The sequence below is a fragment of the Curtobacterium citri genome (genome assembly GCF_030362955.1).
In the GTDB taxonomy this organism is placed as follows: Bacteria; Actinomycetota; Actinomycetes; order Actinomycetales; family Microbacteriaceae; genus Curtobacterium; species Curtobacterium citri.
The window spans coordinates 94110-119187 of the sequence record NZ_JAUCML010000004.1; the positions used below are offsets into that span (position 1 = coordinate 94110).

A 25078-nucleotide genomic window follows, 5' to 3' on the forward strand; every position below is an offset into this window, starting at 1 on the left:
ACCCTGACCCGAGTACCGACCCTGAGGAGTGCGGATGGACGACGAAGCGCTCGCGCGCACCCTGACCGAGGCCGTCCGGGGGGTGCCCGGCGTCACCGGGGTCTACTCGGCACGTCCGCTCGTGGCCGCCGCCGGGGCGGTCGCGGAGGCCGTCGCACCGGCGCTGACGCTCCCGGAACCGGACGTCCTGGTCGACGTCGACCGCGGTGGCGGACGCGTGCACGTCAGAGCCGGCATCGCCGTCTCCGGCGAGCTCCCGGCCTGCGACACGCTCCGCGTGGTGGGCGAGCGTCTGCGCGACGCGCTGGACGCGGCGGTCCGGCCGTCGGCGGACCTGGTCAGCGTCACCGTCCGGCTCGTCGAGGACCCGGTGCGACCGGCGTCCTGACCGGTCGTCGCACCGGGGAGGGCGGTGACCCGGTGGCGGACGGGAGGCGCGGTGCGGGCCCGCGCCGTTCCTCCCGTCCGGCGGGTGGGGACGCGGTCGTCGTCGGCTTCCTGACCGTCAGCGACGGCACCGGGCCAGGATGGCGTCGTGACGGACTCCGGTACCCCCTCCCCCGACCGCACGGTTCCCCACGACCGTCGTCTCGGTCGGCGCGACCTGACCGAATGGCGGTCCCGTGCCGGGCAGCGGCTGGCCGCCCGACACCGCGGGCTCGCACAGCGGGTCGGAGCCCACCGCGCGCTCGTGGTCACGCTCGCGGTCGGCGGTGGGATCGCCCTGGCGGCGACGGCGGGTGCGGCGTGGATCTACGACGGCGTGACCGGGCGCGACGGCATCGCGAGCCTGGACCGTCCGGTGCTCGAGCAGGCGAAGCGGCTCCGCTCCCCCGCCGTCGACGGTACCGCCGCCGTCATCGCGCGCGTGTTCGGTCCGGTCTCGATGCCGGTGCTGGCCGTCGCTTCGGCGGTGGCGTTCGCCGTCCGGGAGCGCCGCGCGAGCCCGGTGACGCTGCTCGTCGCCGCGGGCGCGGGCTCGCTCGCGATGACCCTGCTCGGCAAGGACCGCATCAAGCGGAACCGGCCCCGCCGCCGCGACGCCGTCCCGCCCTACGAGCGCTCCCCGTCCTTCCCGTCCGGCCACACGCTGAACACCACGACGATCGTCGGTGTCATCGCCTACCTGCTGGCGCTTCGGCAGGAACGCACCGGGCCCCAGGTCGCACTGGCCGGGGCCGCCGCCGGGACCGCCGTGACGGTCGGGCTGTCACGGGTCCTGCTCGGGGCGCACTGGTTCACGGACGTCGCCGTCGGTTGGGTCACCGGCAGCGGGTGGTTGTCGCTGCTGATCACGAGCCACCGGCTCTTCCTGAGTGCGCAGGACGACGACACGGTCGGGGACTGACCGGAGACGGGTCCAGCGATCAGTGGACGGCCTCCAGGGCCACCTGGTCGTGCAGCTCGGCTGCGGAGCGGTGCCCCGGGTAGCGGAGGCCGGCGAAGTACGTGTTCGTGTGTGCCACGACCTGCTCGCCGGAGATGACGACACCGTCGTGCGCTGTGTCGGTCGTGGTGTGCGCGTCCGACACGAGGGTGACGTCGTACCCCCGGACCGCCGCAGACCGGGTGGTGGTCCGGATGCAGTGGTCGCTCTGTGCTCCGGCCACCACGAGACGCTGGACGCCGAGGGCCTGCAGGACCTCCGCCAGGTCGGTCGCCGCGAAGGCGTCGCGGTACTCCTTCCGGACGAGCGGCTCGTCCGCCCGACGAGGTGTGCGGTCCGTCGGAGGACTCCGTCCACGTCGAAGCACCCCCGGACGACTCCGGCCTGCAGATCGATGACGAGGACCGCGCTGGTTGCCGACACGGGGACGACCTCGCAGCCGGCCGCATCGTCCGCGCGGGCGTTCGGTCGCTCGGTCGCTCGGTCGCTCGGCCCCGAGGGGTGTGGTGCCGGCTGTCCCGGCACGACCGGAGCGGTCGCGCCGGTCGGGTGCGACACCGGCACCACAGAACCGTCCTACCGGACGACGGACCGGTGCCTCGCCGGTCTACCCGACGACTGGGGTAGACCGGCGCGTTCCTGTGGCGAGCGCCCGCCGTGCCTCGAGCAGCGGGCAGCGGGGTATCCGGCGATGCCATGAGAGGGGTCCTGGCACCCCCTGGATCAGCAGGGCGCTCCCGGAGACAGCGTCCCTCCGGCACGATCAGTGCTGACCCCGACCGCCCGGAGAGAGCAGACCACCATGGACACCACCGCCCGCACCGTCCTCGTCGTCGGAGGGACCTCGGGCATCGGCCTGGGGCTCGCACGCCGCTTCGCCGACGCCGGCTCGACCGTCGTCGTCGGCGGGCGCGACACCACCCGCGTCCTCGACCTCGAGACCGTCGTCGTCGACGTGACCGATCCCGCTTCGGTCGACCGGGCTCGCGACGAGGTCCTCGCGGCGCACCCCGACCTCGACCTCGTCGTGACGATGTCGGGCGTGATGCTGCTCGAGGACCTCCGCGACCCCGCCCACGTCGACGCGGCGGAGGCGACGATCGCGGTGAACGTCCTCGGGACGATCCGCGTCCTCGACGCCTTCACCCCGCACCTCGTCGGCAGGGGGCGCGGCGACTTCATCACCGTCACCTCGGGGATCGCGTTCATGCCGTTCCCCCTGATGGCCACCTACGGCGCGTCGAAGGCGGCGGTCCACTCGTACTCCGTCTCGCTCCGCGCCCAGCTGGCCGGGACCGGCGTCCGTGTCACCGAGCTCGTGCCCCCGGCCGTGGCCACCGCAGGGCAGGAGCAGCTCAACCCGGCGGCGCTGCCGCTCGAGGCGTACCTCGACGAGGTGATGGGCATCCTCGCCGAGGACCCGTCACCGGACGAGGTCGTCGTCGAGCGGGCGCAGGCACTGCGCTGGGCAGAGCGCGACGGCACCTGGGACGAGCTCCTCGAGCAGCGGTCGCAGGCGCTCCGCACCCTGCCCGGCCGCTGACCGTCGGCAGCGGTCACGCGACGGACCAGCGGCCGCTCGCAGCTAGCGGGTCCGCCGCTCGCCGCGGTCCGGATCGGACCCGCGTGACCAGCGGCTGGCCTGCCAGACGGTGTTCCCACCGACGAGCGCGAGCATGACGACCAGGACCAGCACGAACACCGCCGGATGCCACTCGTGGTGCTCGACGAGTTCCCACGTCTCCTTGACCGCGATGAACGTCCCGCCGATCGCGACGACGAACCATCCGGTCGCCTTGCGGATGAACCGCTCGCGGTGCTCTCGCTGCTGCGGCGACAGCACCGCGAGCACCGTGCGGTGGTACGCGATGCTCCGGCGTCGCCGGAGGACGAGCATGACCGGGGGCAGGAACCACCACCACGGCGACGGCGGTGGTGGCGGTGCGACCGGCGAACCGGGGTCGGCGCCGGCCTGGTCGGCGTCCTCCTCGCGCAGTTCGAGCACGCCCTGGTACAGCGGACCGGCGACCAGGAGCCAGGCTCCGAGGAAGCCGCTCCAGGCGATGAACGTCTCCATCAGGACCCCGTCCCCCGGTCCGTGTCCTCACCGGTCGCCGCGCCGCGACGGAGCGCGCCGAGCCCGGTGAGGATGATCTCGATCCCCGCCTCGAACTGCTGCCGGTCGTCGTGATCGACCAGCTGCTGCTCGATCCGGACGAGGAACGGGTACCGTCCGCCGTCGGGCCGGACCAGCGGCGACGCCGAGGACGCGATGACCCCCGACCGACCCCCTCCGGCCGGGTCGAGGCCCTGACCGGCGTCGTACTGGCTCGCGACGCCGAGGACGTGGTGCACGAGCGCGGACGCGGCGTCGAACTGCGCCGGCTCCGGCACGCCGAGCGCCGTGACATCGGAGCCGAGGCGGTCGAAGAGCTGCAGCACGGCCGGCTGCCACGGCGCTGCGACCAACTGCGACCCCAGCCACGGACGGGCGGTGATCGCATCGAAGACGCCGACGGTGACCGAGCGGATGCTCGCGGCGGGATCGGCGCTCCCGGCCGCTGCGAGGACCTCGGTCATCGCCGCTGAGGCCGCTGTCGACAGCAGCACGCCCTTGTTCGCGACGTGGTGGTACAGCGCACCGGCACCCGTCGCCAGGTGTGCCGCGAGGGCGCGGAACGTCAGGGCGCCGGCGCCGCCGTCGTCGAGGATCTCGATCGCCGCGTCGACGATCCCGGCCTTCGTCAGCGCATCAGACCTGCGCTGCGGTCGCTGTCCCACGTCCGTCACGGCACCATCTTGACACATCTTGGAACATCGTTCCATACTTCTGGAACACCGTTCCAACCAACATCGGAGGACCACCGTGGCATTCGCAGATCAGCCCTCGTACATCATCAAGATGCGTGCCAAGCCCGGCATGGCGGACCGTCTGTTCCACCTCGCGACGGTCGGGATGGAGAAGTCCGGATCCTCCGACCGGTTCATCATGCTGCGCGAGGACGACGACCCGGACGTGCTCTGGAACATCGAGGTCTTCCGTTCGGTCGAGGCGAAGGACGGCTACGAGAACAGCCCGATGGCCGACGAGCTCCGCGACGAGATCATCGACCTCCTCGCCGAACCGCCGGTGCGCATCGCGGCACACCCGTACTCGGCGATCCCGTCACTGCCGGGCGACGCCGAGTAGCCCTCGACCACGCGGCAGGACAGCTGGAACGTCGCGCAGGGCCAGCCCTTGCTCCGGTGGGCCCTGCCGGGATCGAACCGACGACATCCACGGTGTAAACGTGGCGCTCTACCAGCTGAGCTAAAGGCCCCTGCTGTCGATCCTAGAGGGTCCCCCGGCCCGCGGCCCCCGGCCTTCGACACCGGACCGGTCCTGTCCTGGGCCGCGTCCGCGATCTGGCTGCGAGCGACCGCGGGCGCCGAGGGCGGCGCGGACTTCGGACCGATGTGGCTCGTCCTGGCCGCCCTGTCCACCGGTGTCCCGGGACTCGCGTTCCTCGCCGTCGCCGCAGCCGCGATCAGTCGTGACCGCCAACGCGACCGCGGCAGCGACCGCAACCGCAACCGCGGTAGCGCCCGCGACCGCGCGCACCGGTCGCCCGACGGCGCCGGACGCTGACCCGACCCCTCAGCCGAACCGCTCGACGAGCTCCCGCTTGAGCACCTTCCCGCTCGGCCCCAGCGGCAGCGCGTCCACGACGTGCACGATGCGCGGGTACTTGTACACCGCGATCTCGTCCGCGACGAAGCGGACGAGCTCCTCCGGGGTCACGGTGGCGTCGGGACGGAGCACGACCGCTGCGGCGACCTCCTGGCCGTGCACCTCGTGCGGGACACCGAACACGGCCGCCATGGTGACGTCCGGGTGCGTGGCGAGGACCTCCTCGACCTGCCGCGGGTACACGTTGTAGCCGTTGCGGATGATCATGTCCTTCGTGCGGTCGACGATCGTCAGGTAGCCGTCGTCGTCCTTCGTCCCGAGGTCCCCGGTCCGGAACCAGCCGTCCACGATCGCGGCGGCGGTGGCGTCCGGCCGGTTGAGGTATCCGTTCATCAGGTTGTGCCCCCGGATGACGAGCTCGCCGATCTCCCCGCGCGGCAGCAGCACCACGTGGTCGGCGTCCTCCGGGTCGGCGATCTCGATGTCGACGCCCCAGATCGGGGTGCCGATGGTGCCGGGTCGGGGCGCGGTGCCCACGTGGTTGAACGACGCGACCGGTGAGGTCTCGGTGAGGCCGTACCCCTCGTGCACCGGGGCGTCGAAGACCTCCTGGAAGCGTTCGAGGACGGCGAGGGGCAGCGACGCGCCGCCGGAGATGGCGTAGCGCAGCCGCGGGCGGGCCTCGGTGCGGGTCGCTGCGTCGAGGAGCGCGATGTACATGGTCGGCACGCCCATGAAGATCGCCGTGTCGTGCTCGACCATCGCCGCCAGGGCGGCGTCGCCGTCGAACTTCGGCAGCATGACGATCGTGGCCCCGGCGCGGAAGCCGGTGTTCATCGTGCAGGTCTGGCCGAACGTGTGGAAGAGCGGCAGCGCTCCGAGCAGGACGTCGCCCCGGCGCATGTCGAAGGTGGTGAGGAGGCTCGTGTTCACCTGCTCGAGCAGCGCGAAGTGCGAGCCCTCGGCACCCTTCGGCTGTCCCGTCGTGCCGCTCGTGTAGAGGATCGTCGCGGTGTCGAACGGGTGCCGCGGGACGTAGGTGGTCAGCGGCTCGCTCGTCGCGGCGAGGGCCTCCAGGCGGTCCGGACCGTCGTCGGTGTCGGCCGGCGCGAGCACGCTGAGGAGGTCGACCCCGGCGAGCTCGGCACCGGCACCGCCCTCGCCGAGGAGCGGGGCGGCGCACACCATGAGCGCGGCGCCGCTGTCCTGCAGCACGAACTCGATCTCACGACGCTTGAGCAGCGCGTGCACCGGCACGACGACGGCTCCGAGCGCGAGCACGGCGTAGTAGACCCGGGCGAAGTCGGTCACGTTCGGCACGAGCATCGCGACACGGTCGCCCTCGCCGATGCCACGGGCACGCAGCGCCCCGGCGTACGCGAGGGTCTCGCGCCACAGCGCGGCGTAGGTCGTCCGACGGTCGCCGACCACGACGGCGACGTCGTCGGGGAACCGCGCGGCGGACTCGGCGAGGATCGCGGCGACCGAGGCCGTGGCCTGCGTCGTCCGTGTGCCGTCGTCGGCTCCGGTGGCGGGGTGGCTGCTGGTGGTGGTGCTGGTCATGCCGGCCTTCCGTCTCCCGTGACGAGTACTCCTCAGTGAGCCTACGACCCGCGACGGCGAGCGGTCCGGGACGCGCCGGAGCGCCCCTGCGACGGGGGTGGTGGCCCGCCGGACCACACCCGATCCGGTGCGTCCTGCGGCTGAAGGGGCGCGATGTCGGCGACATCGTGTTCAATCGGGGTGTCGCGGTACGGGTCAGGTGCCACGGCGCCGGCGGTCGGTCTGTGTTCGGGTCACGGATCGGCCGCCGCCCCGTTCGACGCCTCCGGTGGGCGCGCGTCGCCCACGGGACGGGAGGCACGGGGCGGGGCCCGCCACGCGCCTCCCGTCCGCCGCCCGCGCACCCCCGCGGCCGCGTTCGAGCAATCGTCTGTACCCCGACGCGTGGTCCCCATCGCGAGGCACGCTCGGTACGGTCCGACCCAGACGGGACGAGGACCCGACGGGACGAGGAGGTGTGCGATGACCGAGGACGGCACGCACGGGACGTCGGGGTACTGGTACCCCGACCGGCAGGAGCAGGCCGGGGTCGGACTGCTCTCGCTCATGCGGCGGTACCGCGCGGCCGAGGTGTCCATGCGCGAACGCAAGCGGCGCTCGATGCGGATGAACGCGACCGACATGGAGGCCGTGCGCTTCCTGCTGCGCGCCGGCGAGCAAGGGCGACCGGTGCGGCCCGGCGACCTCACGGCCCACCTCGGCATCACGTCGGCGTCCACGACCGCGGTCGTGAAGCGGCTCGTGGCCTCCGGGCACGCCGAACGCCGCGCCGACCCCGCCGACGGCCGCGGTGCGCTGCTCGTCGCCACGGTCCGCAGCGACGACGAGGTCCGCTCCGAGCTGACCGACGTGCACGCCCGGATGATCGCCGCGGCGGACCGGCTGTCACCGCAGACCGTCGCCGAGATGAGCGCCTTCCTGACCGAGATGATCACCGTCATGGAGGCCGACGCCCCCTCGGTCGAGGCCGACGGCGCCGACCGACCTCGCCCGATGTCCGAGATGCGTACGCATCCACATCAGTAGTTAGACAAACTAGAGAAACCGGAGCAAGCTGGTGCCAGTCGCCGAACGGTGACGACCGACGTCACGGGAAAGGGCCGGCCATGAGCACCATCGACGCAACACACTCGCAGTTCTCCGAGGTCCGGGAGACAGCGCGTGGCCGCCTGCTCGCCGTCGTGGCGACCAGCCTCGGGATCGTCGCCGTCACCGTGGCCACCGCCGCCGTAACCGTCGTGACGCTGGGGGCCTGAGCGCGATGAGCATCCGCGACCTCCACGAGCTCCAGCGCAACCCGCACGAGTGGCACCGCCGCGGTCTGCGGCACCCCGACGAGATCGACGCCCTCGTGCACCACCGCACGCACGGCGACGTCCCGCCCGAGCCGACCTACGGCGACTTCTTCCGCGCCGCCTGAGGCGCCACCGACGCCTGACGGACGACCGCCGGCCGTCCAGCCGCCTTCCGGAGCCCGCCCACCGTTCAGTCGGTGTGCGGGCTCCGCTGCGTCGCCCGACGGCCGACGGCGCGGAGCTCGGGGAACTGCTCGTCCCGCCACTCCCCCTCGACCCGGGTGCCGGCGGTCGCCGCCTGCTCCTCGCGCTCGCGGAGCTCGACCCGCCGGATCTTGCCGGAGATCGTCTTGGGCAGGGGGCCGAACTCGACGCGGCGGACGCGGGCGTACGCCGGCAGCGCGGTGCGCGCGTGCTCGAGCACCGCGCGGGCGGTGTCCGCGGTCGGCTCCCACCCGGCCGCGAGCGTCACGTACGCCTTGACGACGTTGAGCCGCGCCTCGTCCGGAGCGGGCACCACGGCGCTCTCCGCCACGGCGTCGTGCCGAAGCAGTGCGCTCTCCACCTCGAACGGCGAGACCTTGTAGTCCGACGACTTGAAGACGTCGTCCGTGCGGCCGATGAACGTGAGCTGGCCGTCGGCGTCCCGGCTCGCGACGTCGCCGGTGCGGAAGAAGCCCTCGCGCATCGCGTCGGCGGTGCGGCCGGGGTCGCCGAGGTAGCCGGCCATCAGGTTCGTCGGCCGCTCGGTGAGGTCGAGGCACACCTCGCCCTCCTCGCCGGCACGTCCGGTCACCGGGTCGAGCAGCGTGACGGTGACGCCGGGGAGCGGCCGACCCATCGCGCCGGGGGTCACCGGAGCGCCGGGCACGTTGCCGACGATCGCGGTCGTCTCCGTCTGCCCGTAGCCGTCGCGGATCGTCAGTCCCCACGCCGCCTGCACGCGTGCGATCACCTCGGGGTTGAGCGGCTCCCCCGCTGACACGACCTCGCGCAGGGCCCGCGGCTTCGGCCCGAGGTCGGCCTGCAGCATCATGCGCCACGCGGTCGGCGGCGCGCAGAACGTGTCCACGCCGGCCTCCTCGAGCTGCGCGAGCAGCCCGGCGGGGTCGAACCGTGGGGTGTCGTACACGAAGACGGTCGCCTCGGCGATCCACGGAGCGAAGAAGCAGCTCCAGGCGTGCTTGCCCCAGCCGGGCGAGCTGATCGCGAGGTGGACGTCGCCGGGCCGGAGGCCGAGCCAGTGCATCGTGCTGAGGTGCCCGACGGGGTAGGAGACCTGGGAGTGGACGACCATCTTCGGCTTCGAGGTCGTGCCGGAGGTGAAGTAGACCAGGCACGGGTCGCCGGTGGAGGTGGTGACCACCGGTCGGGCCTCGCCTTCCGGTGCCGGGTCGCCGAGGTCGTCGGGGTAGGTCGTCCAGCCGTCCGCGGCGCCCCCGACCACGATGCGGGACGGCGCCCCCGTGACACCGTCGAACTTCGGCGTCTCGCCGTGGTTCGTGACGACGTGGGCCACGCCGCCGCGGTCGATCCGGTCCTGCAGGTCGGCGGTGTCGAGCATGGTCGAGGTCGGCAGGATCACGGCGCCGAGCTTCATGACCGCGAGCATCGTCTCCCAGAGCTCGAGCTGGTTGCCGAGCATGAGCAGCACGTGGTCGCCCTTCCGCACCCCGAGCCGGTCGAGGTGCACGGCGAGGCGGTCGGACCGCGCCGCCATCTGGGCGTAGGTCGTCCGGGAGCCGCCGTCCTCGTCGACGATCCACAGCGCCACGCGGTCGTTCCCGCGCGCGATCACGTCGAACCAGTCCGTCGCCCAGTTGAACGTGTCGCCGAGGTCGGGCCACCGGAAGGCGCGGCGGGCCTCCTCGGCGCGGACCGGGTCGCGCTCGTCGAGGACGGCGAGCAGCTCGTCGCGGGCGGCGCGGTAGACCTGGGTCGGGTTCGAGGAGGGCACCGGTCGATCATGCCGGATCGACGGCGGACGTGCAGCGTGCGGTCGTCGGGAGCGCGTAGCGTCGCTCCTCGTGGACAGGGTCGGTGTGGTGGACGAGGCGGGTCGCCTGCGCCTGCTCGGCAGCGCGGTCGCGGGCGCGGCCTTCGGGGTCGTGCTCGCCGTGCTCGTCGCTTCGTCGTGGGCCACGACGACCACGGGCCTCGTCGTCGGGGTCGGCGTCCCCGCGGCCGTGCTCGGCGGCGCCGTGGGCGTCTGGACACAGCTGCGCTCCTGGCGCGCGGCGGGTGGCTACGAGCACGCCGTCGCCGTGCAGCGCTGGGTCGCCGAGGGGCGGGTCCCGCTCGGCGTCCCCGCCGAGGAGTGGGTCCCGGCCCTGCAGGCCCAGGCGGACCGCGAGGGCGCGGGGTGGGGCAAGGTCGTGCTCTGCGTCCTCTGGACCGCGATGACGCTGTCGATGGCCGACCAACACGGACCGGTCCTGACGACGCTGCTCGCCGCGCTCTGGATCGGCATGGGGACCTGGTCGGTCGCGTGGGTCATCCCCCGCGCCCGAGCGGCACGGGCGCTCCTCCAGCGCGCGGGCGCCGCCCTGCCCGGCCCCGTCGAACCCGGGCCGGTCGAGCCCGGCTCCGTCGACCGCTGACGGCGGCGGACGGACAGGCCGGGGAAGCGCACCACCCCGGTGACTACGCTCGGTCCCATGCAGAGTCGCACCCTCGGCCGTACCGGCCGCACCGTGTCCGTCGTCGGCCTCGGCACCTGGCAGTTCGGCGGTGACTGGGGCCCCGTCAGCGAGCAGGACGCGAACGCCGTGATGGACGCCGCCGTCGAGGCCGGCACCACGCTCTTCGACACCGCCGACGTGTACGGCGACGGCCGGAGCGAGCAGCTCATCGGGGCGTGGCGGCAGGCGAACCCGGACGTCCCGCTCACGGTCACGACGAAGATGGGCCGCCGAGCCGACCAGGTCCTGTCGAACTACGTCGCCGCGAACTTCCGCGAGTGGGTGGACCGGTCCCGGCGGAACCTGCAGCAGGACACGCTCGACCTCGTCCAGCTGCACTGCCCGCCGACGCCGGTCTTCGAGGACGACGCCGTGTACGACGCGCTCGACGCGCTCGTCGCCGACGGATCGGTCGCCGCCTACGGCGTCTCCGTCGAGACCGCCGACCAGGCGCTCACCGCGATCGCCCGCCCGCACGTCGCGAGCGTGCAGGTCATCCTCAACGCCTTCCGCCTCAAGCCGCTGGACCGCGTGCTGCCGGCCGCACGGGAGGCGGGGGTCGGCATCCTCGCGCGCGTCCCGCTGGCATCGGGGCTGCTCTCCGGCAAGTACACGACCGACACCACGTTCAGCGAGGGCGACCACCGCAACTACAACCGGCACGGCGAGGCCTTCGACCAGGGCGAGACCTTCAGCGGCGTCGACTTCGAGGACGGCGTGCAGGCGGCACAGGCCTTCGCGGCTGCGCTCCCCGAGGGGGTCTCGGTGCCGCAGGCAGCCCTCGCGTGGATCGTCGCGCAGGACGGCGTGACCGCGGCGATCCCGGGCGCCCGCAACCCGGAGCAGGCCCGATCGAACGCCGCGGCCGCCGACCTCGTCGACGGCGGTGCGCTCGACGGCAGCCCACTCGACCTCGGCGCGCTCGACGCCACCGTGCACGAGCTCTACGACCGGTGGTTCCGGGCCACGGTGCACGACAAGTGGTGAGCGCCCGACCGCCGCGCAGCGCGCGCACGACGGCACCACGCGGTGTCGTCGTGACGCTCGTCGCGGCGGTGGCGGTCGTCCTGCTCGCCCTCTGCACGGCGCCCGCGACGGGGACGACCCGCACCGCGCCTCCCTGGCCGGCGCCCACCGACCTCGAGACGCGGGCCGAGGCGGCGGGGCTGCGGAACGTCTGGGGCGAGCCGCTGGCGGAGCACGTGCACACCCACCTGACGGTGCTCGACGGTGCGACCCCGGTCACGGTCCCCGGTGACGTCGGCCACTCGGCACGCGAGCACTTCGCCGCCGAGCTGCACACGCACGACACCTCGGGCATCCTGCACGTCGAGTCGCCCACTCGGCAGACGTTCACCCTCGGGCAGTTCTTCGACGAGTGGGACGTCTCGCTCGGCGCCGGCCACGTCGGTGGGCTGCGAGGCGAGCTGACCGTGTGGGTGGACGGCCACCGGTACCTCGGCAACCCGCGGTCGATCGAGCTGACGGACCGCCGGCAGGTCGTGCTCGCGGTGACGACGGTCGGCGAGGTCGCGCACCGGCCGGCCCCGTTCGACTGGCCGCCGCAGTACCGCTGACGGACTCAGTACCGCTGAACGGCGTCCCCGCCTCCCCGTACGCTGCCTGCATGACGACGATCCGGACCGGCACGGACCTCGCGGCGGTCGACGACGTCGTCGCGGCCGTCGCCGCCCACGGCGAGCGGTACCTGTCCCGCGTGTTCACCCCGCGGGAGCGCGCCGACGTCGGGGACGACCCCGAGCGGCTCGCCGCGCGCTTCGCCGGCAAGGAGGCCGTGCTCAAGCTCCTGCGTCCAGGGCGCGACCAGGCGGTGCCGCTGACCGACGTCGCGGTCGTGCTCGACGTGTCCGGCGCTCCGCTCGTCGAGCTGTCCGGACGGGCCGCCGAGCTGGCCGCGGCGATCGGTTGCGGTCCCGTCGCGGTGTCGTTGTCCCACGAACGGGGGCTGGCGATCGCCACCGCCGTGGCCATGTCCGAGCGCTGAACGCCGCCGCGACGGTTCTTGCGGCCCGCGTGCGGGTTCGCGCACCCGCACGGCGGTTTTCCGGGCCGCCGCGCTCCTTATGGTTGCCCACATGCACCACGAACCGACCTCCGCAGCGACCGCCGTCGCACTCGCCGCCCCGATCGCCGAGCAGGCGGTCCGCCGTGCCCTCGCCGCCCACGGACGCCTCAGCGTCGACGCGTCCACCGTGGCAGCCATCGCCGACCTCTACGCCCTCGGCCTGACCTCGCACGCGTCCGTCACCGTGATGCTCGCGGTCGAGGACGAGCTCGACGTCGAGTTCCCCGAGTCCGCGCTGCACCGCTCGACCTTCGCCACGATCGAGTCCATCACGGCTGCCGCCGAGGCCGCCGCGTGACCGCCCCGGTCACCACCGACGAGGCGGACGCCCGACCCCTCCCCCGAGCCGGAGCCGGAGCCGGAGCCGCACACGCGACCGGATCCGGACACGGCCCCGCCACCGTCGCCGACACCACGGCGAGCGCCGACCGCTTCGCCGCGCCCGCCGCCCTGGTCGCCGAGGTCGCCGCCCGGTTCGCCGAGGAGGTCGACCGCGACGCTCGTCCCCCGCGCGAGGCCATCGCCGCGATGCGGGAGCACGGCCTCCTCGCCGCAGCGGTGCCGGTGGCCCTCGGCGGTGCCGGTGCCTCGCTCGCCGAGCTCTCCGCGATCGCCACCACCCTCGGTCGCGCCTGCGCCGCCACCGGCATGGTGTTCGCGATGCACCACGGCCAGGCCATGGCGCTCTGGCGGCACGGCGGGGTCGGGCTCGGTGTCTCCGAGATGACCGAGGCCGTCCGCGGCGGTGCCCTCGTGGCGTCCTCCACCACGGAGAAGGGCATCGGCGGCGACGCCCGCCGCAGCACCTGCGCGGTCGAGGTGTCGTCCTCGGGTCGGATCCACCTGCGCAAGGACGCGCCGGTGATCTCGTACGCGACCGAGGCGGACGCCGTGTTCGTCACCGCCCGGCGCGACCCCGACGCGGCCCCCTCCGACCAGCGGCTCGTGATCTGCCTGCCCGCCGAGACCACGCTGACGCAGACGTCCACGTGGGACACGCTCGGGCTCCGCGGCACGTGCAGCAACGGCTGGGTGCTCGAGGCCGACACCCACGAGGACCGTGTGCTCCGCGACGACTACGCCACCATCTCGGCGCAGACCGTCCTGCCGGTCTCGCACGTGCTGTGGGCGTCGGTGTGGCTCGGCATCGCCGCCGACGCCGCCGACCGCGCGCGCAGGACGGTGCGCCGGCAGGCACGCGCCGCGGTGGGGACGACCCCGCCCGGCGCACTCCGGCTCGCCGAGCTCCTCGTCGAGCTGCAGACGTTCGGCGATGCCGTCCGGCACGCCGCCGAGCGGTTCGACGCGGTCGCGGACGACCCGTCGGTGCTCGAGTCCACGTCGTACGCCCTGGCGGCGAACGCGCTGAAGATCAACGCGTCCGAGCAGGTCGTCGACATCGTGACCACGGCGATGCGGATCATCGGGATCGCGGGCTTCGCGGCCAGCGGCCCGGCGAGCGTCGCCCGTCACCTCCGGGACGCCCACGGTGCCGCCGTCATGGTGAGCAACGACCGTCTCCTCCAGAACGACGCAGTACTGGCCCTCACGAGCGGAGCGATCCTGTGACCATCACCGACCCCACCACCACGACCACCGAGGGCGACAGCGCCGCCGCCCTCGCCGCCGCGCGCGCCGACCTCCGCGGTCGCCTGCTCGCCGACGGCGTGCTCATCGACCTCGGGTCCCCCGGCCTCTACGGCCGCACCGGCGTCTTCGAGCGCGTGTACGCGGCGGTCGACGCCGCGGCCGTCCGGAGCCAGGCCGACCTCGACGCCGAGGTCCTGCGCTTCCCGCCCGTCGAGCCCCTGGCCGCGTTCGAGCGGACCGACTACATCGCGTCCTTCCCGGACCTCGCCGCGTCGATCTCCGGGTTCACCGGTGACGACCGCACCCACCGCGCCCTGCTCGCGGCCCGGGAGCGCGGCGAGCGCTGGGAGACCTTCCTGCAGCCCGCCGACCTCATGCTCACGCCGGCGGTCTGCCACCCCGTGTACGGCCTGGTCGGCGACACCGTCCCCGAGGGGGGTCGCACCTTCGACATCGTCGGCGACTCCTTCCGCCGCGAGCCCTCCCTCGACCCGATGCGGCTGCAGGCGTTCCACATGCACGAGTTCGTGCACATCGGCACCCCGGCGTCGGCGAAGACGCACCGCGACGGCCGGATCCCGGGCATGCGCGCCCTGCTCGAGTCGTTCGGGCTCGCGATCGAGGTCGTGCCCGCGAACGACCCCTTCTTCGGTCGCGTCGGCCAGATGCTCGCGCGCAACCAGGTCGAGCAGGCGCTCAAGTTCGAGTTCGTCACCCCCGTGTACGGCCCGGACCACGACGCGACGGCGATCTCGTCGGCGAACCTGCACGAGGACCACTTCGGCACCTCCTTCGGACTGCGCACCGCGGACGGCGCGGTCGCCCACAGCGCCTGCATCGCCTTCGGCCTCGAGCGGATCACGATCGCACTCTTCGCGGCGCACGGCACCGACCCCGACCGCTGGACGTCCGACGTCCGTGCGGCGCTGGCGCTGTGAGCACCCACCACGGCTGGTCCGGCGCACCGGCGCTGCGCGTCGCCGTCCAGCTCCCGCGGTCGGCGCGCGCCGGCGTCGTGCTCTGCCCGCCGCTCGGGCAGGAGGGCGTGATCGCCTACCGCACGCTGCGCCTGCTGGCGGACCGCCTGGAGGCCCGTGGCGTGGCCTCGGTGCGCTACGACCCGTCCGGACGTGGGGACGCCGCCGACGACGACGCGCCCGACGCGCAGGTCCGGTCGGCACGGCACGCCGCGGCGCTCCTGCGTCGCTCCGGCGTCGACCGCGTGGCGTTCGTCGGGCTCGCGTCGGCCGCGCTCGTCGCCGCGGCGGCGGCCGACGACGAGGACGCCCTCGTCGTCTGGGACGCCCCGGCGTCGGGCCGCGCGTGGCTGCGCGGCCAGCGGGCGCTCGCCGCGATCACCATCGGCGCGGACCGCGTGGTCGACGGCGTCGAGTCCCTGGTCGGCATCGACCTCCCACCGGCCGAGCTCGCCGTCCTCGGCGCGCTCGGATTCGCGCCGCGGTCGGGTCCCACGGTCGCCGTCGTCCGACCCGGTGCCGCGGCCCCGCGGGCGCTCGGCGCCGCCGAGGTGCTCGAGGTGCCCGGGACCGCCGAGCTCCTCGACGGCACGAGCATCGACGCCCGGATCCCGGAGGCCGCGGTCGACCGGATCGCCGCCCGCCTGGACGAGTGGGCGCCCGTGTCCGCCGCCCCGACGGTGCCGCCGGCGCTCGTCGAGGTCCTCGACGTCGACGAGCGCGTCTCCGAGCGGATGGTCCGCATCGGCCCGAACGGGCTCTTCGCCATCGAGACCGTCTCGTCGGCGCAGGACGAGGACGCGCCCGTGGTGCTGCTGCACAACGGTGCCGCCGAGCACCGCACCGGCGCCGTGGACTACCAGGTCGCCCTCGCGCGCACCCTGGCCCGCGACGGTGCCCGCGTGGTGCGCGTCGACCGTCGGGGCACGGGCGAGAGCTCAGCGGTCCGGGCGGACGAGGACACCTTCCTGTTCGCGCAGGAGTGGGTCGACGACCAGCACACGGTCGTCGCCGAGCTGCGGATCCCGTCCGAACGGCTCGCGATCGTCGGCATGTGCGCCGGGGCGTGGATCGCCGGACGTGCGGTCGACGACAACCCGCGGCTCGTCGTGGAGATCAGCCCGAACGACTACCGCCGCACGCCCGCCGCGCCCGGCTCGTACGCGGAGTCCGCGCAGGCGGTGGCGGACGCCTCCCCGCTGCGCCGGGCGCTCCGCGGTCCGTACAACCGTCTCGTGCCCGCCCGGGTCCGTGATGCGATCGCCCGTCGGGGCTCGCTCGGCGGTGTCGTCGGACACCTGGCCCCGATCGTCGAGCACGGCACCGACGTGGTCGTCGTCGCCGCCCCCGAGGACATCGAGCGGTTCGAGCGCTACGGCGGTCGCCGCGCCGTCCGACGCTGGGGCGTGCGGGTCTCCGTCGTCGAGGTGCCGGACGGTGACCACGCGCTGTTCTCCCCCGCGATGCGCCGTGCCGTCGTGTCCGAGGTGCGCTCGCGGGTGGCCGCGACCTTCCCCACACGGGTGCCGGTGGGCTGAGCGTCGCGGGTGCCCTGGGCGTTGGCTCCAGGCGCAGCGTCGCCGGCGCTCAGTCGGCCGTCGCCGTGAGGAACGCGGCGACGGCCACGGGTCGCTCGACGTGGGCGAAGTGCCCGCAGTCGTCGAGCACCGCGCTGCGCACGCCGGGCAGCAGCCGTCGCAGGTCGTCGAGGTCGGACGTCCGGGCGAACACGTCGTCGCGCCCCAGGACGGCCGCGACGGGACACCGGACGCTCCGCCAGCGGTCGACGTCGTAGCCGGCGGCGGCCCGGGCGGCGGCGGTGAACAGCGCGGGGCGGAACTCGTCGACGAAGGCGGCGAGCACGCTCCGGTCGAGTCGCCGCACGTGCGCGAACACCGGCGCCGCCACGAGCGGCAGCAGGCCGGTGCGTGCGATGCCCCGGAGCAGGCCGTGTGCCGCGCTGCCGGTCACGAGCAGCCCGGCGCGCAGCAGCGTGAACGCCGGGAGCGTCCGGAGCGCGCGCCACGGGTGCCGCGACGCACGGGCGGTCGCGGTGGTGGTGCCCGAGACGAGCCCCAGGGACCGGACGCGCCGCGGGGCGACGACGGCCAGGTGCAGGCCGACGAAGGCACCCATCGAGTGGCCGACGACGTCGACGCTCGGGAGCCCGAGCGCGTCGAGCACGGCGACCAGCACACGTGCGCCGTCGTCGACGGTGAACGGCGTGCCGGGCGCCGGGGACGAGCCCCAGCCCGGCAGGTCGACGAGCACGAGCCCGCGGGCGCCGAGGCCGTCGGTGGCGGCGAGGAACGGCGTCCACGTGGTCCACGAGCCGGCGACGCCGTGCAGCAGGAGGACGGGGTCCGGCCCGGCGCGGTGGTGCACGACGACCCGGCCGACGGCCGTCGCGACCGTGGTCACGGTCAGCGACCACCTGCCGGCATCGTCCGTCACCGGCCAGGGTGCGTACGCACGGGTGGCGACGGTCTGCCGGACGGGTGCGGTGTCGGTACCGTCCACCGGGCCTCCCGTCCGTGCTCGCGGGCGCGGCTGCGCCCACCGCTCCTTCGGAGCCGGCGGCGGCGTGGAGGGGCCCGTCAGCCGACCGGGACGGGCGCGGTGCACGCCGCGAGGCGGTCGAGCGCCTCGCGGTACTCGGCCACGTCGCGCTGCAGGCCGGGCTCGGTGATGATCGAGGCCTTGATGCGGCCCTGCACGTCGATCACGAAGGTCGCGCGGGTGGCGAAGCCCTTCTTGTCGAGGAACACGCCGTACTCCTTCGACACCGCGCCGTGCGGCCAGAAGTCGGCGAGCAGCTCGAAGTCGTACCCGTGGGTGTCGGCGAAGGACCGCAGCGTCGCCTTGGAGTCGACCGAGATGCCGATGAGCTCCACGCGCTGGTCCTGGAACATCGCGATGTTGTCCTGCAGGGTGCAGAGCTCGTTCGTGCACCCCGACGAGAACGCGAGCGGGAAGAAGACGAGGGCGACCGGGCGGACGCCGCGGAAGTCGCTGAGGCGGACGTGCTCACCGAACTGGTTCGGGAGTTCGAAGTCCGGCGCGAGGGAGCCGATCTCCAGTGCCATCGGTGCGTTGCTTCTTCCTCGGGCGTGGGAGGTGCCCGTGTCACGTGCACACCCGCGGGTCACGCGTGCACGATCGGCCATCGTACGCCGCTGCCACCCGAACGCAAGTACCACCGGCGCACGGCACCATCAGCCAGCGGGTCGGTCGTGGGGCCTAAGGTGGTGTGGGCCCCAACCGGTCGTGACCCGACCACCGGTGGCCCCCATGTCCACCACCACGAGAACGAACGAGGTCAAGGGTGACGGTGAACGACCAGGACCCGCGCAGCACCGCAGGGACCGACCAGGACCCGGAGGAGACCGCAGAGTGGCGTGAGTCGCTCGACGGACTCGTCGCGACGCACGGCCACCAGCGGGCGCGCGAGATCATGCAGAGCCTGCTGAAGCGCTCGAACGAGCTGCACCTCGGCGTGCCGATGGTCCCGACGACCGACTACGTCAACACGATCGCGCCCGAGGACGAGCCGGAGTTCCCCGGTGACGAGGAACTCGAGCGCCGCTACCGCCGGTGGATCCGCTGGAACGCCGCGATCACGGTGCACCGCGCCCAGCGCCCCGGTGTCTCGGTCGGCGGCCACATCTCGACCTACGCGTCGAGCGCCGCGATGTACGAGGTCGGCTACAACCACTTCTTCCGCGCGCAGGACCACCCGTCCGGTGGCGACCAGGTGTTCTTCCAGGGCCACGCCTCCCCCGGCATGTACGCCCGCGCCTACATGGAGGGACGCCTCAGCGAGGACCAGCTCGACGGCTTCCGCCAGGAGCAGTCGCATGCCGGCGGCGGGCTGTCGTCGTACCCGCACCCGCGCCTGATGCCGCACTTCTGGCAGTTCCCGACCGTGTCGATGGGCATCGGCCCGATCAACGCGATCTACCAGGCGCAGCAGGCCAAGTACCTGACGAACCGCGGGATCAAGGACGCCGGCGACCAGCAGGTCTGGGCGTTCCTCGGCGACGGCGAGATGGACGAGGTCGAGTCGCGCGGGCAGCTGCAGGTCGCGGCGAACGACGGGCTCGACAACCTGAACTTCGTCATCAACTGCAACCTCCAGCGCCTCGACGGCCCGGTCCGCGGCAACGGCAAGATCATCCAGGAGCTCGAGGCGTTCTTCCGCGGCGCGGGCTGGAACGTCATCAAGGTCGTCTGGGGCCGCGAGTGGGACGACCTGCTCGCCCGCGACACCGACGGCGCGCTCCTCAACCTGATGAACGCCACGCCGGACGGCGACTACCAGACGTACAAGGCCGAGAACGGCGCCTACGTCCGCGAGAACTTCTTCGGGCGCGATCCGAAGGCGCTCCAGCTCGTCGAGGGCTACTCGGACGACCAGATCTGGAACCTCAAGCGCGGTGGCCACGACTACCGCAAGGTCTACGCGGCGTTCAAGGCCGCGACCGAGCACAAGGGCCAGCCGACCGTCATCCTCGCGAAGACGGTCAAGGGCTACGGCCTCGGTCCGAGCTTCGAGGGCCGCAACGCGACCCACCAGATGAAGAAGCTCACGCTCGACAACCTCAAGCAGTTCCGCGACGAGATGCGCATCCCGGTCTCCGACGCCCAGCTCGACGAGAACCCCTACACGCCGCCGTACTACCACCCGGGCAACGACGACGAGGCGATCCAGTACATGCACGAGCGCCGCCGCGCGCTCGGCGGGTACGTGCCGGAACGCCGGACGAAGTACACGCAGTTCACGCTGCCGGACGAGTCCAAGTACCAGGTCGTCAAGAAGGGCTCCGGCAAGCAGGAGGTCGCCACGACGATGGCGTTCGCCCGCCTGCTGAAGGACCTGCTCCGCTCGCCGGACTTCGGCGACCGCGTGGTGCCGATCATCCCGGACGAGGCGCGCACGTTCGGCATGGACGCGTACTTCCCGACCGCGAAGATCTACAACCCGAACGGCCAGCACTACACGTCGGTCGACCGCGAGCTCCTCCTGGCGTACAAGGAGAGCCCGCAGGGCCAGATCGTCCACGTCGGCATCAACGAGGCGGGCGCCCTCGCGGCGTTCACCGCCATCGGCACCTCGTACTCGACGCAGGGCGAGCCGCTCATCCCGGTCTACGTCTTCTACTCGATGTTCGGCTTCCAGCGCACCGGCGACGCCATCTGGGCGGCGGGCGACCAGATGGCTCGTGGCTTCATGATCGGCGCCACGGCCGGCCGCACCACGCTGACCGGCGAGGGCCTGCAGCACGCCGACGGCCACTCGCCGCTCCTCGCGGCGACGAACCCGGCGGTCGTGGCGTACGACCCGGCCTACGGCTACGAGATCGGGCACATCGTCAAGTCCGGCCTCGACCGCATGTACGGCACGAACGAGGACGGCTCGCCGGCGCACAGCGACCCGAACGTCATGTACTACCTCACGGTCTACAACGAGCCGCTCGTGCAGCCGGCCGAGCCCGAGGGCGTCGACGTCGAGGGCATCGTCAAGGGCATGTACCTGCTCCAGCCGAGCGAACACGACGGCCCGAAGGCCCAGCTGCTCGCGTCCGGTGTCGCGGTGCCGTGGATCCTCGAGGCGCAGCAGCTCCTCGCCGAGGACTGGGGCGTGTCCGCCGACGTCTGGAGCGTCACGAGCTGGGGTGAGCTGTACCGCGACGGTCTCGACGCGGAGCAGCAGGCGTTCCTCGAGCCCAACGAGCAGCCGCGCACCCCGTACGTCACCGAGCGCCTGCTCGGGACCGAGGGCCCGGTCGTGGCGGTGAGCGACTTCATGCACGCCGTGCAGGAGCAGATCCGCCCGTTCGTGCCGACCGACTACGCAACGCTCGGCGCCGACGGCTTCGGCTTCTCGGACACCCGCCCGGCGGCCCGCCGCTTCTTCCACATCGACGGCCCCTCGGTCGTCGTGCGGACGCTGCAGCAGCTCGCGAAGCAGGGCAAGGTCGACCACGCCGTCGTCCAGCAGGCGATCGACAAGTACCGCCTGCACGACGTCAACGCCGGCACCACCGGCAGCGCGGGCGGCGAGAGCTGATCTGCGCGTGACCACACCCCGCACCGACCCTGCCGTGGGCCGGGAGAACGACCGCGAACGCGCGCTCTCCTGGCTCCGGCAGGTGTCGGGCGAACTCTCGACCGCCACCATCAAGCGGCTCGAGGACACCCTGCCCTGGTACAGCGAGATGCCGCCGGGGCGTCGCTCCGCCGTCGGGCTCGTCGCCCAGGCGGGCATCACCTCGTTCATCTCGTGGCTCGAGGGCAGCGCCTCCACCCCGTGGATCGCGGCCGCCGACGTCTTCGGCTCGGCACCCCGCGAGCTCCTGCGCTCGGTGAGCCTGCAGCAGACGCTGCAGCTCATCCGGGTCGTCGTGACCGTGGTGGAGGAACGCGCCAAGGACGACGAGATGCTGCAGGAGGCGATCCTCAAGTACTCGCGGGACATCGCCTTCGCCGCGGCCGACGTCTACGCCCGCGCCGCCGAGGCACGCGGGCTGTGGGACGCGCGGCTCGAGGCGCTCGTGGTCGACTCGATCCTGTCGGGCGAGTACGACGACGAGTTGCCCTCCCGCATCGCCGCGCTCGGCTGGCACGGCCACGGCGAGGTCGCGGTGCTCGTGGGGAACGCCCCGCGGCAGCTCGAGGTCGACCAGATCCGACGGACCGCACGGCACATGGACGCCGACGTGCTCGTCGGCGTGCAGGGCTCCCGCCTCGTGGTCGTCATCGGGCGCGCGACGCCGCGTGACGACGTGCCCGAGGGCGAGGAACCCGTCTCGTTCACCGCGATCGCGCAGGCCCTCGAACCGTCCTTCGGCGAGGGCCACCTGGTGCTCGGCAACGAGGTCCCCGGGGTCGTCGACGCCTCCACCAGCGCGAAGGGCGCCCTCGCCGGGTTCGCCGTGGCGCGGGCCTGGCGCGGTGCCCCCCGTCCGGCGCTGGCCGACGACCTGCTGCCGGAACGCGCACTGGCCGGTGACCCGCTCGCCCGGTCGGCCCTCGTGCAGCGCATCTACGTGCCGCTCAAGGACCAGTCGACGGAGCTCCTCCAGACGCTCTGGTGCTACCTCGACACCGGGCGGTCCCTCGAGGCGACCGCGCGGGAGCTCTTCGTGCACCCGAACACGGTCCGCTACCGCCTGCGCCGGGTCGCCGACGTGATCGGGTGGGACGCCACGCACGCACGGGACGCCCTGATCGTGCAGTCGGCGCTCATCCTCGGCGCGATGTCGGAGTCGAGCGCCGGACGCCGGCGCCTGCCCAACCGCCGCTGATCGCGCCGTCCGCGCCGCCCCCGCCGATCCGCGCCGGTGGGGATCGCACAACGACTCCGCCGCATCTGTGTGGGATGTCCACACGGGTGCGGAGCGTGTCGACGGGAAGGATTGACCGGTGATCGTCGTCGTCGCGCCCGGACAGGGCTCCCAGACCCCCGGCTTCCTCGCCCCCTGGCTCGAGGACTCCGCCGTCCGTGACCGCGTCGGAGCGTGGTCCGAGGCGATCGGCGTCGACCTCGCGCACCACGGCACCGAGTCGGACGCCGACACCATCAAGGACACGGCGCTCGCGCAGCCGCTCATCGTCGCCGCCGGCCTCGTGACCGCGGACGCCCTGCTCGCCGACGGTCGCCGCGCCCTCGTCGGCGGTGTCGCCGGCCACTCGGTCGGCGAGTTCACGGCCGCTGGCGTCGCCGGCGTCCTCGAGCCCACCGACGCCGTGTCGCTCGTCGCCGCCCGCGGCCGCGCGATGGCCGACGCCGCGGCGCTCGAGCCGACCTCGATGGCCGCCGTCCTCGGTGGGGACCCCGACGCGGTCGCCGAGGCCCTCGCGCAGCACGGCCTCGTGCCGGCGAACCACAACGGCGGCGGGCAGACCGTCGTCGCCGGCCCCGCCGACGGCATCGCCGCCCTCGCCGCCGAGCCGCCCGCGAAGGCGCGGGTGATCCCGCTCGCGGTCGCCGGCGCCTTCCACACGCGCTTCATGGCGCCCGCGGTCGACCGGGTCGCCCCCGTCGCCGCCGCCGCCACTGTGCAGGACCCCACGCTGCCGATCTGGACCAACGCCGACGGCTCCCGCGTGGAGGACGGCCGCCGCTTCGTCGACCTCATGGTCCGTCAGATCGCCAACCCCGTGCACTGGGACGCCGTGATGGAGTCGTTCGCGGCCGCCGGCGTCACCGGCATCATCGAGCTCGCGCCGGCCGGCGCCCTCGTCGGCCTCGCCAAGCGCGGCCTGCGCGGGACGCCCTCCGTCGCCATCAAGACCCCCGACGACCTGCCCGCAGCGATCGAGCTGCTGCAGCGCGACGGCGAGACCGCAGGCCAGGAAGCAGACGCACCCGCATGACCGACAGCACCACCCCGACCACCGCAGCCGACGGGGCGGCGACGAGCCGCGCCTCCCGGCCGATGCTCCAGCAGCGTCGCGGCCACGAGTTCACCCGCATCCTGGCGTTCGGCGCCGCCCGCGGCGAGAACGTCGTGCCGAACGACGACCTCGTCGGGCCGATCGACTCGTCCGACGAGTGGATCCGGCAGCGGACCGGCATCGTCACGCGCAAGCGCGCCGGCGCCGACGTCGAGGCCGTCGACCTCGCCGAGGCCGCCGCGCGCGAGGCGATCGAGAAGGCCGGCATCACGCCCGACCAGATCGGCGTCGTCCTCGTCAGCACCGTGACCCACACCGTCGCGACCCCGTCGATGGCCTCGCTCCTGGCCGAGCGGATCGGCGCGACGCCTGCCGCCGCGTACGACGTCAGCGCCGCGTGCGCCGGCTACGCCTACGGCATCGCCCAGGCCGACTCGTTCATCAAGTCCGGGCTCGCCGACCACGTGCTGGTCGTCGGCGCCGAGAAGCTGAGCGACGTCGTCGACCCGACCGACCGGTCGATCTCGTTCCTGCTCGGCGACGGTGCGGGTGCCGCGGTGGTCGGCCCGAGCGACTTCCCGGGCATCGCCCCGACGATCTGGGGCTCGGACGGCTCGAAGTGGGACGCGATCGGCATGACCGCGACCTACAACGAGTGGGCGGCCGGCGCCCCGCGCCCCACCATGCGTCAGGCCGGGCAGACGGTCTTCCGCTGGGCGGTGTGGGAGATGGTGAAGGTCGCCCGGGAGGCGCTGGAGACCGCGGGCATCCGTCCGGAGGACCTCGCCGCCTTCGTGCCGCACCAGGCGAACATCCGCATCATCGACGAGTTCGCCAAGCAGCTCGGTCTCCCCGACACGGTGACGATCGCCCGCGACATCACCACGACGGGCAACACGTCCGCCGCGAGCATCCCGCTCGCCACGCACCGGCTGCTCGAGGAGCACCCGGAGCTGTCCGGCGGCCTCGCGCTGCAGATCGGCTTCGGCGCCGGTCTCGTGTTCGGCGCGCAGGTCGTCGTCCTCCCCTAGTCCCCCGCGCCTTCCGGGCGCGGGCGGTGCCCGTGCCCTAGGCTGGTCCACGGTCAAACGACACCCCCCTCAAGGAGAACACCCATGGCCCTGTCCAACGAAGAAGTCCTCGCCGGCCTGGCCGAGCTGATCAACGACGAGACCGGCATCGCGACCGACACCGTCGCCGCCGACAAGTCGTTCACCGACGACCTCGACATCGACTCCATCTCGATGATGACCATCGTCGTGAACGCCGAGGAGAAGTTCGACGTGAAGATCCCGGACGAAGAGGTCAAGAACCTCAAGACCGTGGGCGACGCCGTCGACTACATCACCAAGGCCCAGGCCTGACGCGAGCTTCCTGAGCGCCGCGGCCGCGGACACCCCGCGGTCCGCGGCGCTCGTCTCGTTCACCC

At 73.2% G+C, this 25078-nt stretch carries 28 protein-coding genes and 1 tRNA gene; 21 read left to right on the forward strand and 8 right to left on the reverse strand.

Annotated features, from left to right (window positions below):
* Window positions 1–34: 34 nt before the first annotated feature.
* Together QUG92_RS07575 and QUG92_RS07580 are read left to right on the forward strand one after the other, a co-directional pair.
* Complete coding sequence (locus QUG92_RS07575) at window positions 35–388, forward strand: hypothetical protein (protein ID WP_289458537.1); 354 nt, start codon at window positions 35–37, stop codon at window positions 386–388.
* Between the two features lie 147 nt (window positions 389–535).
* Window positions 536–1348 carry a phosphatase PAP2 family protein gene (locus tag QUG92_RS07580; RefSeq protein ID WP_182047236.1) on the forward strand — a complete coding sequence of 271 codons (813 nt, stop codon included), beginning with the start codon at window positions 536–538 and terminating at the stop codon, window positions 1346–1348.
* A 19-nt stretch (window positions 1349–1367) separates the two neighbouring features.
* Here the strand turns inward: QUG92_RS07580 and QUG92_RS07585 are convergent, their stop codons facing one another.
* A complete protein-coding gene (locus QUG92_RS07585) occupies window positions 1368–1754 on the reverse strand; it encodes an isochorismatase family protein (RefSeq protein WP_289458539.1) in 387 nt (128 codons plus the stop codon).
* A 435-nt stretch (window positions 1755–2189) separates the two neighbouring features.
* Between QUG92_RS07585 and QUG92_RS07590 the strand changes: the two genes are divergently transcribed.
* Window positions 2190–2930 (forward strand): SDR family oxidoreductase, encoded by a 741-nt coding sequence (locus QUG92_RS07590; RefSeq protein ID WP_289458541.1) that lies wholly within the window; start codon window positions 2190–2192, stop codon window positions 2928–2930.
* A gap of 42 nt (window positions 2931–2972) precedes the next feature.
* Here QUG92_RS07590 and QUG92_RS07595 read toward each other — a convergent pair whose 3' ends face one another.
* A complete protein-coding gene (locus tag QUG92_RS07595) occupies window positions 2973–3464 on the reverse strand; it encodes a hypothetical protein (RefSeq protein WP_289458543.1) in 492 nt (163 codons plus the stop codon).
* Window positions 3464–4177, reverse strand: coding sequence for a TetR/AcrR family transcriptional regulator (locus tag QUG92_RS07600; protein ID WP_289458545.1), 714 nt, complete (start codon window positions 4175–4177; stop codon window positions 3464–3466). The genes QUG92_RS07595 and QUG92_RS07600 overlap by 1 nt, the downstream gene beginning before the upstream one ends.
* 76 nt (window positions 4178–4253) lie before the next feature.
* On the opposite strand from QUG92_RS07600, the gene QUG92_RS07605 reads away from it, so the two are divergent.
* Window positions 4254–4577 carry a putative quinol monooxygenase gene (locus QUG92_RS07605; protein WP_289458548.1) on the forward strand — a complete coding sequence of 108 codons (324 nt, stop codon included), beginning with the start codon at window positions 4254–4256 and terminating at the stop codon, window positions 4575–4577.
* A 57-nt stretch (window positions 4578–4634) separates the two neighbouring features.
* Here the strand turns inward: QUG92_RS07605 and QUG92_RS07610 are convergent.
* Window positions 4635–4707 (reverse strand) — tRNA-Val (locus QUG92_RS07610).
* 134 nt (window positions 4708–4841) lie between these two features.
* Between QUG92_RS07610 and QUG92_RS07615 the strand changes: the two genes are divergently transcribed.
* On the forward strand, window positions 4842–5015 hold the full coding sequence (locus tag QUG92_RS07615; RefSeq protein WP_289458550.1) for a hypothetical protein: 174 nt from the start codon (window positions 4842–4844) through the stop codon (window positions 5013–5015).
* A 9-nt stretch (window positions 5016–5024) separates the two neighbouring features.
* On the opposite strand, the gene QUG92_RS07620 is transcribed toward QUG92_RS07615, so the two are convergent.
* On the reverse strand, window positions 5025–6620 hold the full coding sequence (locus tag QUG92_RS07620) for a long-chain-fatty-acid--CoA ligase (protein ID WP_289458551.1): 1596 nt from the start codon (window positions 6618–6620) through the stop codon (window positions 5025–5027).
* A 462-nt stretch (window positions 6621–7082) separates the two neighbouring features.
* On the opposite strand from QUG92_RS07620, the gene QUG92_RS07625 reads away from it, so the two are divergent.
* The 3 genes from QUG92_RS07625 (at window position 7083) to QUG92_RS07635 (ending at window position 8040) form a co-directional block, all read left to right on the forward strand.
* On the forward strand, window positions 7083–7646 hold the full coding sequence (locus QUG92_RS07625; protein WP_289458553.1) for a MarR family winged helix-turn-helix transcriptional regulator: 564 nt from the start codon (window positions 7083–7085) through the stop codon (window positions 7644–7646).
* Between the two features lie 80 nt (window positions 7647–7726).
* Window positions 7727–7876, forward strand: coding sequence for a hypothetical protein (locus tag QUG92_RS07630; protein WP_182047243.1), 150 nt, complete (start codon window positions 7727–7729; stop codon window positions 7874–7876).
* Between the two features lie 5 nt (window positions 7877–7881).
* The gene (locus tag QUG92_RS07635) at window positions 7882–8040 is read left to right on the forward strand and encodes a hypothetical protein (RefSeq protein ID WP_182047244.1); all 159 of its coding nucleotides are present in this window, start codon (window positions 7882–7884) and stop codon (window positions 8038–8040) included.
* Window positions 8041–8105: 65 nt separating this feature from the next.
* Here QUG92_RS07635 and QUG92_RS07640 read toward each other — a convergent pair whose 3' ends face one another.
* A complete protein-coding gene (locus QUG92_RS07640; RefSeq protein ID WP_289458557.1) occupies window positions 8106–9872 on the reverse strand; it encodes an AMP-binding protein in 1767 nt (588 codons plus the stop codon).
* 70 nt (window positions 9873–9942) lie between these two features.
* Between QUG92_RS07640 and QUG92_RS07645 the strand changes: the two genes are divergently transcribed.
* The 8 genes from QUG92_RS07645 to QUG92_RS07680 all read left to right on the forward strand — a co-directional run bounded on the left by QUG92_RS07645 (window position 9943) and on the right by QUG92_RS07680 (window position 16787).
* Entirely contained in the window at window positions 9943–10515 is a 573-nt protein-coding gene (locus QUG92_RS07645) for a hypothetical protein (RefSeq protein ID WP_289458559.1), read from the forward strand.
* Window positions 10516–10572: 57 nt separating this feature from the next.
* Entirely contained in the window at window positions 10573–11583 is a 1011-nt protein-coding gene (locus tag QUG92_RS07650) for an aldo/keto reductase (protein ID WP_289458561.1), read from the forward strand.
* Window positions 11580–12173, forward strand: a complete 594-nt coding sequence (locus tag QUG92_RS07655) for a hypothetical protein (RefSeq protein WP_182047248.1) — start codon at window positions 11580–11582, stop codon at window positions 12171–12173. The genes QUG92_RS07650 and QUG92_RS07655 overlap by 4 nt, the downstream gene beginning before the upstream one ends.
* A gap of 50 nt (window positions 12174–12223) precedes the next feature.
* On the forward strand, window positions 12224–12601 hold the full coding sequence (locus tag QUG92_RS07660; protein ID WP_182047249.1) for a holo-ACP synthase: 378 nt from the start codon (window positions 12224–12226) through the stop codon (window positions 12599–12601).
* Between the two features lie 91 nt (window positions 12602–12692).
* Complete coding sequence (locus QUG92_RS07665) at window positions 12693–12980, forward strand: acyl carrier protein (protein WP_220456241.1); 288 nt, start codon at window positions 12693–12695, stop codon at window positions 12978–12980.
* Window positions 12977–14251 (forward strand): acyl-CoA dehydrogenase family protein, encoded by a 1275-nt coding sequence (locus tag QUG92_RS07670; protein ID WP_289458565.1) that lies wholly within the window; start codon window positions 12977–12979, stop codon window positions 14249–14251. The genes QUG92_RS07665 and QUG92_RS07670 overlap by 4 nt, the downstream gene beginning before the upstream one ends.
* The gene (locus QUG92_RS07675) at window positions 14248–15210 is read left to right on the forward strand and encodes an amino acid--[acyl-carrier-protein] ligase (protein WP_220456243.1); all 963 of its coding nucleotides are present in this window, start codon (window positions 14248–14250) and stop codon (window positions 15208–15210) included. Before QUG92_RS07670 ends, QUG92_RS07675 begins: the two co-directional genes overlap by 4 nt.
* Window positions 15207–16787 (forward strand): alpha/beta hydrolase, encoded by a 1581-nt coding sequence (locus QUG92_RS07680; RefSeq protein WP_289458568.1) that lies wholly within the window; start codon window positions 15207–15209, stop codon window positions 16785–16787. Before QUG92_RS07675 ends, QUG92_RS07680 begins: the two co-directional genes overlap by 4 nt.
* Before the next feature lie 49 nt (window positions 16788–16836).
* On the opposite strand, the gene QUG92_RS07685 is transcribed toward QUG92_RS07680, so the two are convergent.
* Entirely contained in the window at window positions 16837–17769 is a 933-nt protein-coding gene (locus QUG92_RS07685) for an alpha/beta fold hydrolase (protein WP_289458570.1), read from the reverse strand.
* 77 nt (window positions 17770–17846) lie between these two features.
* Complete coding sequence (locus QUG92_RS07690; RefSeq protein ID WP_069711086.1) at window positions 17847–18335, reverse strand: peroxiredoxin; 489 nt, start codon at window positions 18333–18335, stop codon at window positions 17847–17849.
* A gap of 239 nt (window positions 18336–18574) precedes the next feature.
* Here QUG92_RS07690 and aceE point away from each other — a divergent pair, with 239 nt between their 5' ends.
* The 5 genes from aceE to QUG92_RS07715 all read left to right on the forward strand — a co-directional run bounded on the left by aceE (window position 18575) and on the right by QUG92_RS07715 (window position 25013).
* A complete protein-coding gene (aceE, locus tag QUG92_RS07695; protein ID WP_182047252.1) occupies window positions 18575–21319 on the forward strand; it encodes a pyruvate dehydrogenase (acetyl-transferring), homodimeric type in 2745 nt (914 codons plus the stop codon).
* A gap of 7 nt (window positions 21320–21326) precedes the next feature.
* The gene (locus QUG92_RS07700; RefSeq protein ID WP_259346208.1) at window positions 21327–22556 is read left to right on the forward strand and encodes a PucR family transcriptional regulator; all 1230 of its coding nucleotides are present in this window, start codon (window positions 21327–21329) and stop codon (window positions 22554–22556) included.
* Window positions 22557–22674: 118 nt separating this feature from the next.
* Complete coding sequence (locus QUG92_RS07705; protein ID WP_289458575.1) at window positions 22675–23628, forward strand: ACP S-malonyltransferase; 954 nt, start codon at window positions 22675–22677, stop codon at window positions 23626–23628.
* Window positions 23625–24680, forward strand: a complete 1056-nt coding sequence (locus tag QUG92_RS07710) for a beta-ketoacyl-ACP synthase III (protein WP_411469371.1) — start codon at window positions 23625–23627, stop codon at window positions 24678–24680. Before QUG92_RS07705 ends, QUG92_RS07710 begins: the two co-directional genes overlap by 4 nt.
* A gap of 84 nt (window positions 24681–24764) precedes the next feature.
* Window positions 24765–25013: an acyl carrier protein gene (locus tag QUG92_RS07715; RefSeq protein ID WP_058729431.1), complete on the forward strand. Its 249-nt coding sequence runs from the start codon at window positions 24765–24767 to the stop codon at window positions 25011–25013.
* The last annotated feature ends 65 nt before the right edge of the window (window positions 25014–25078 follow it).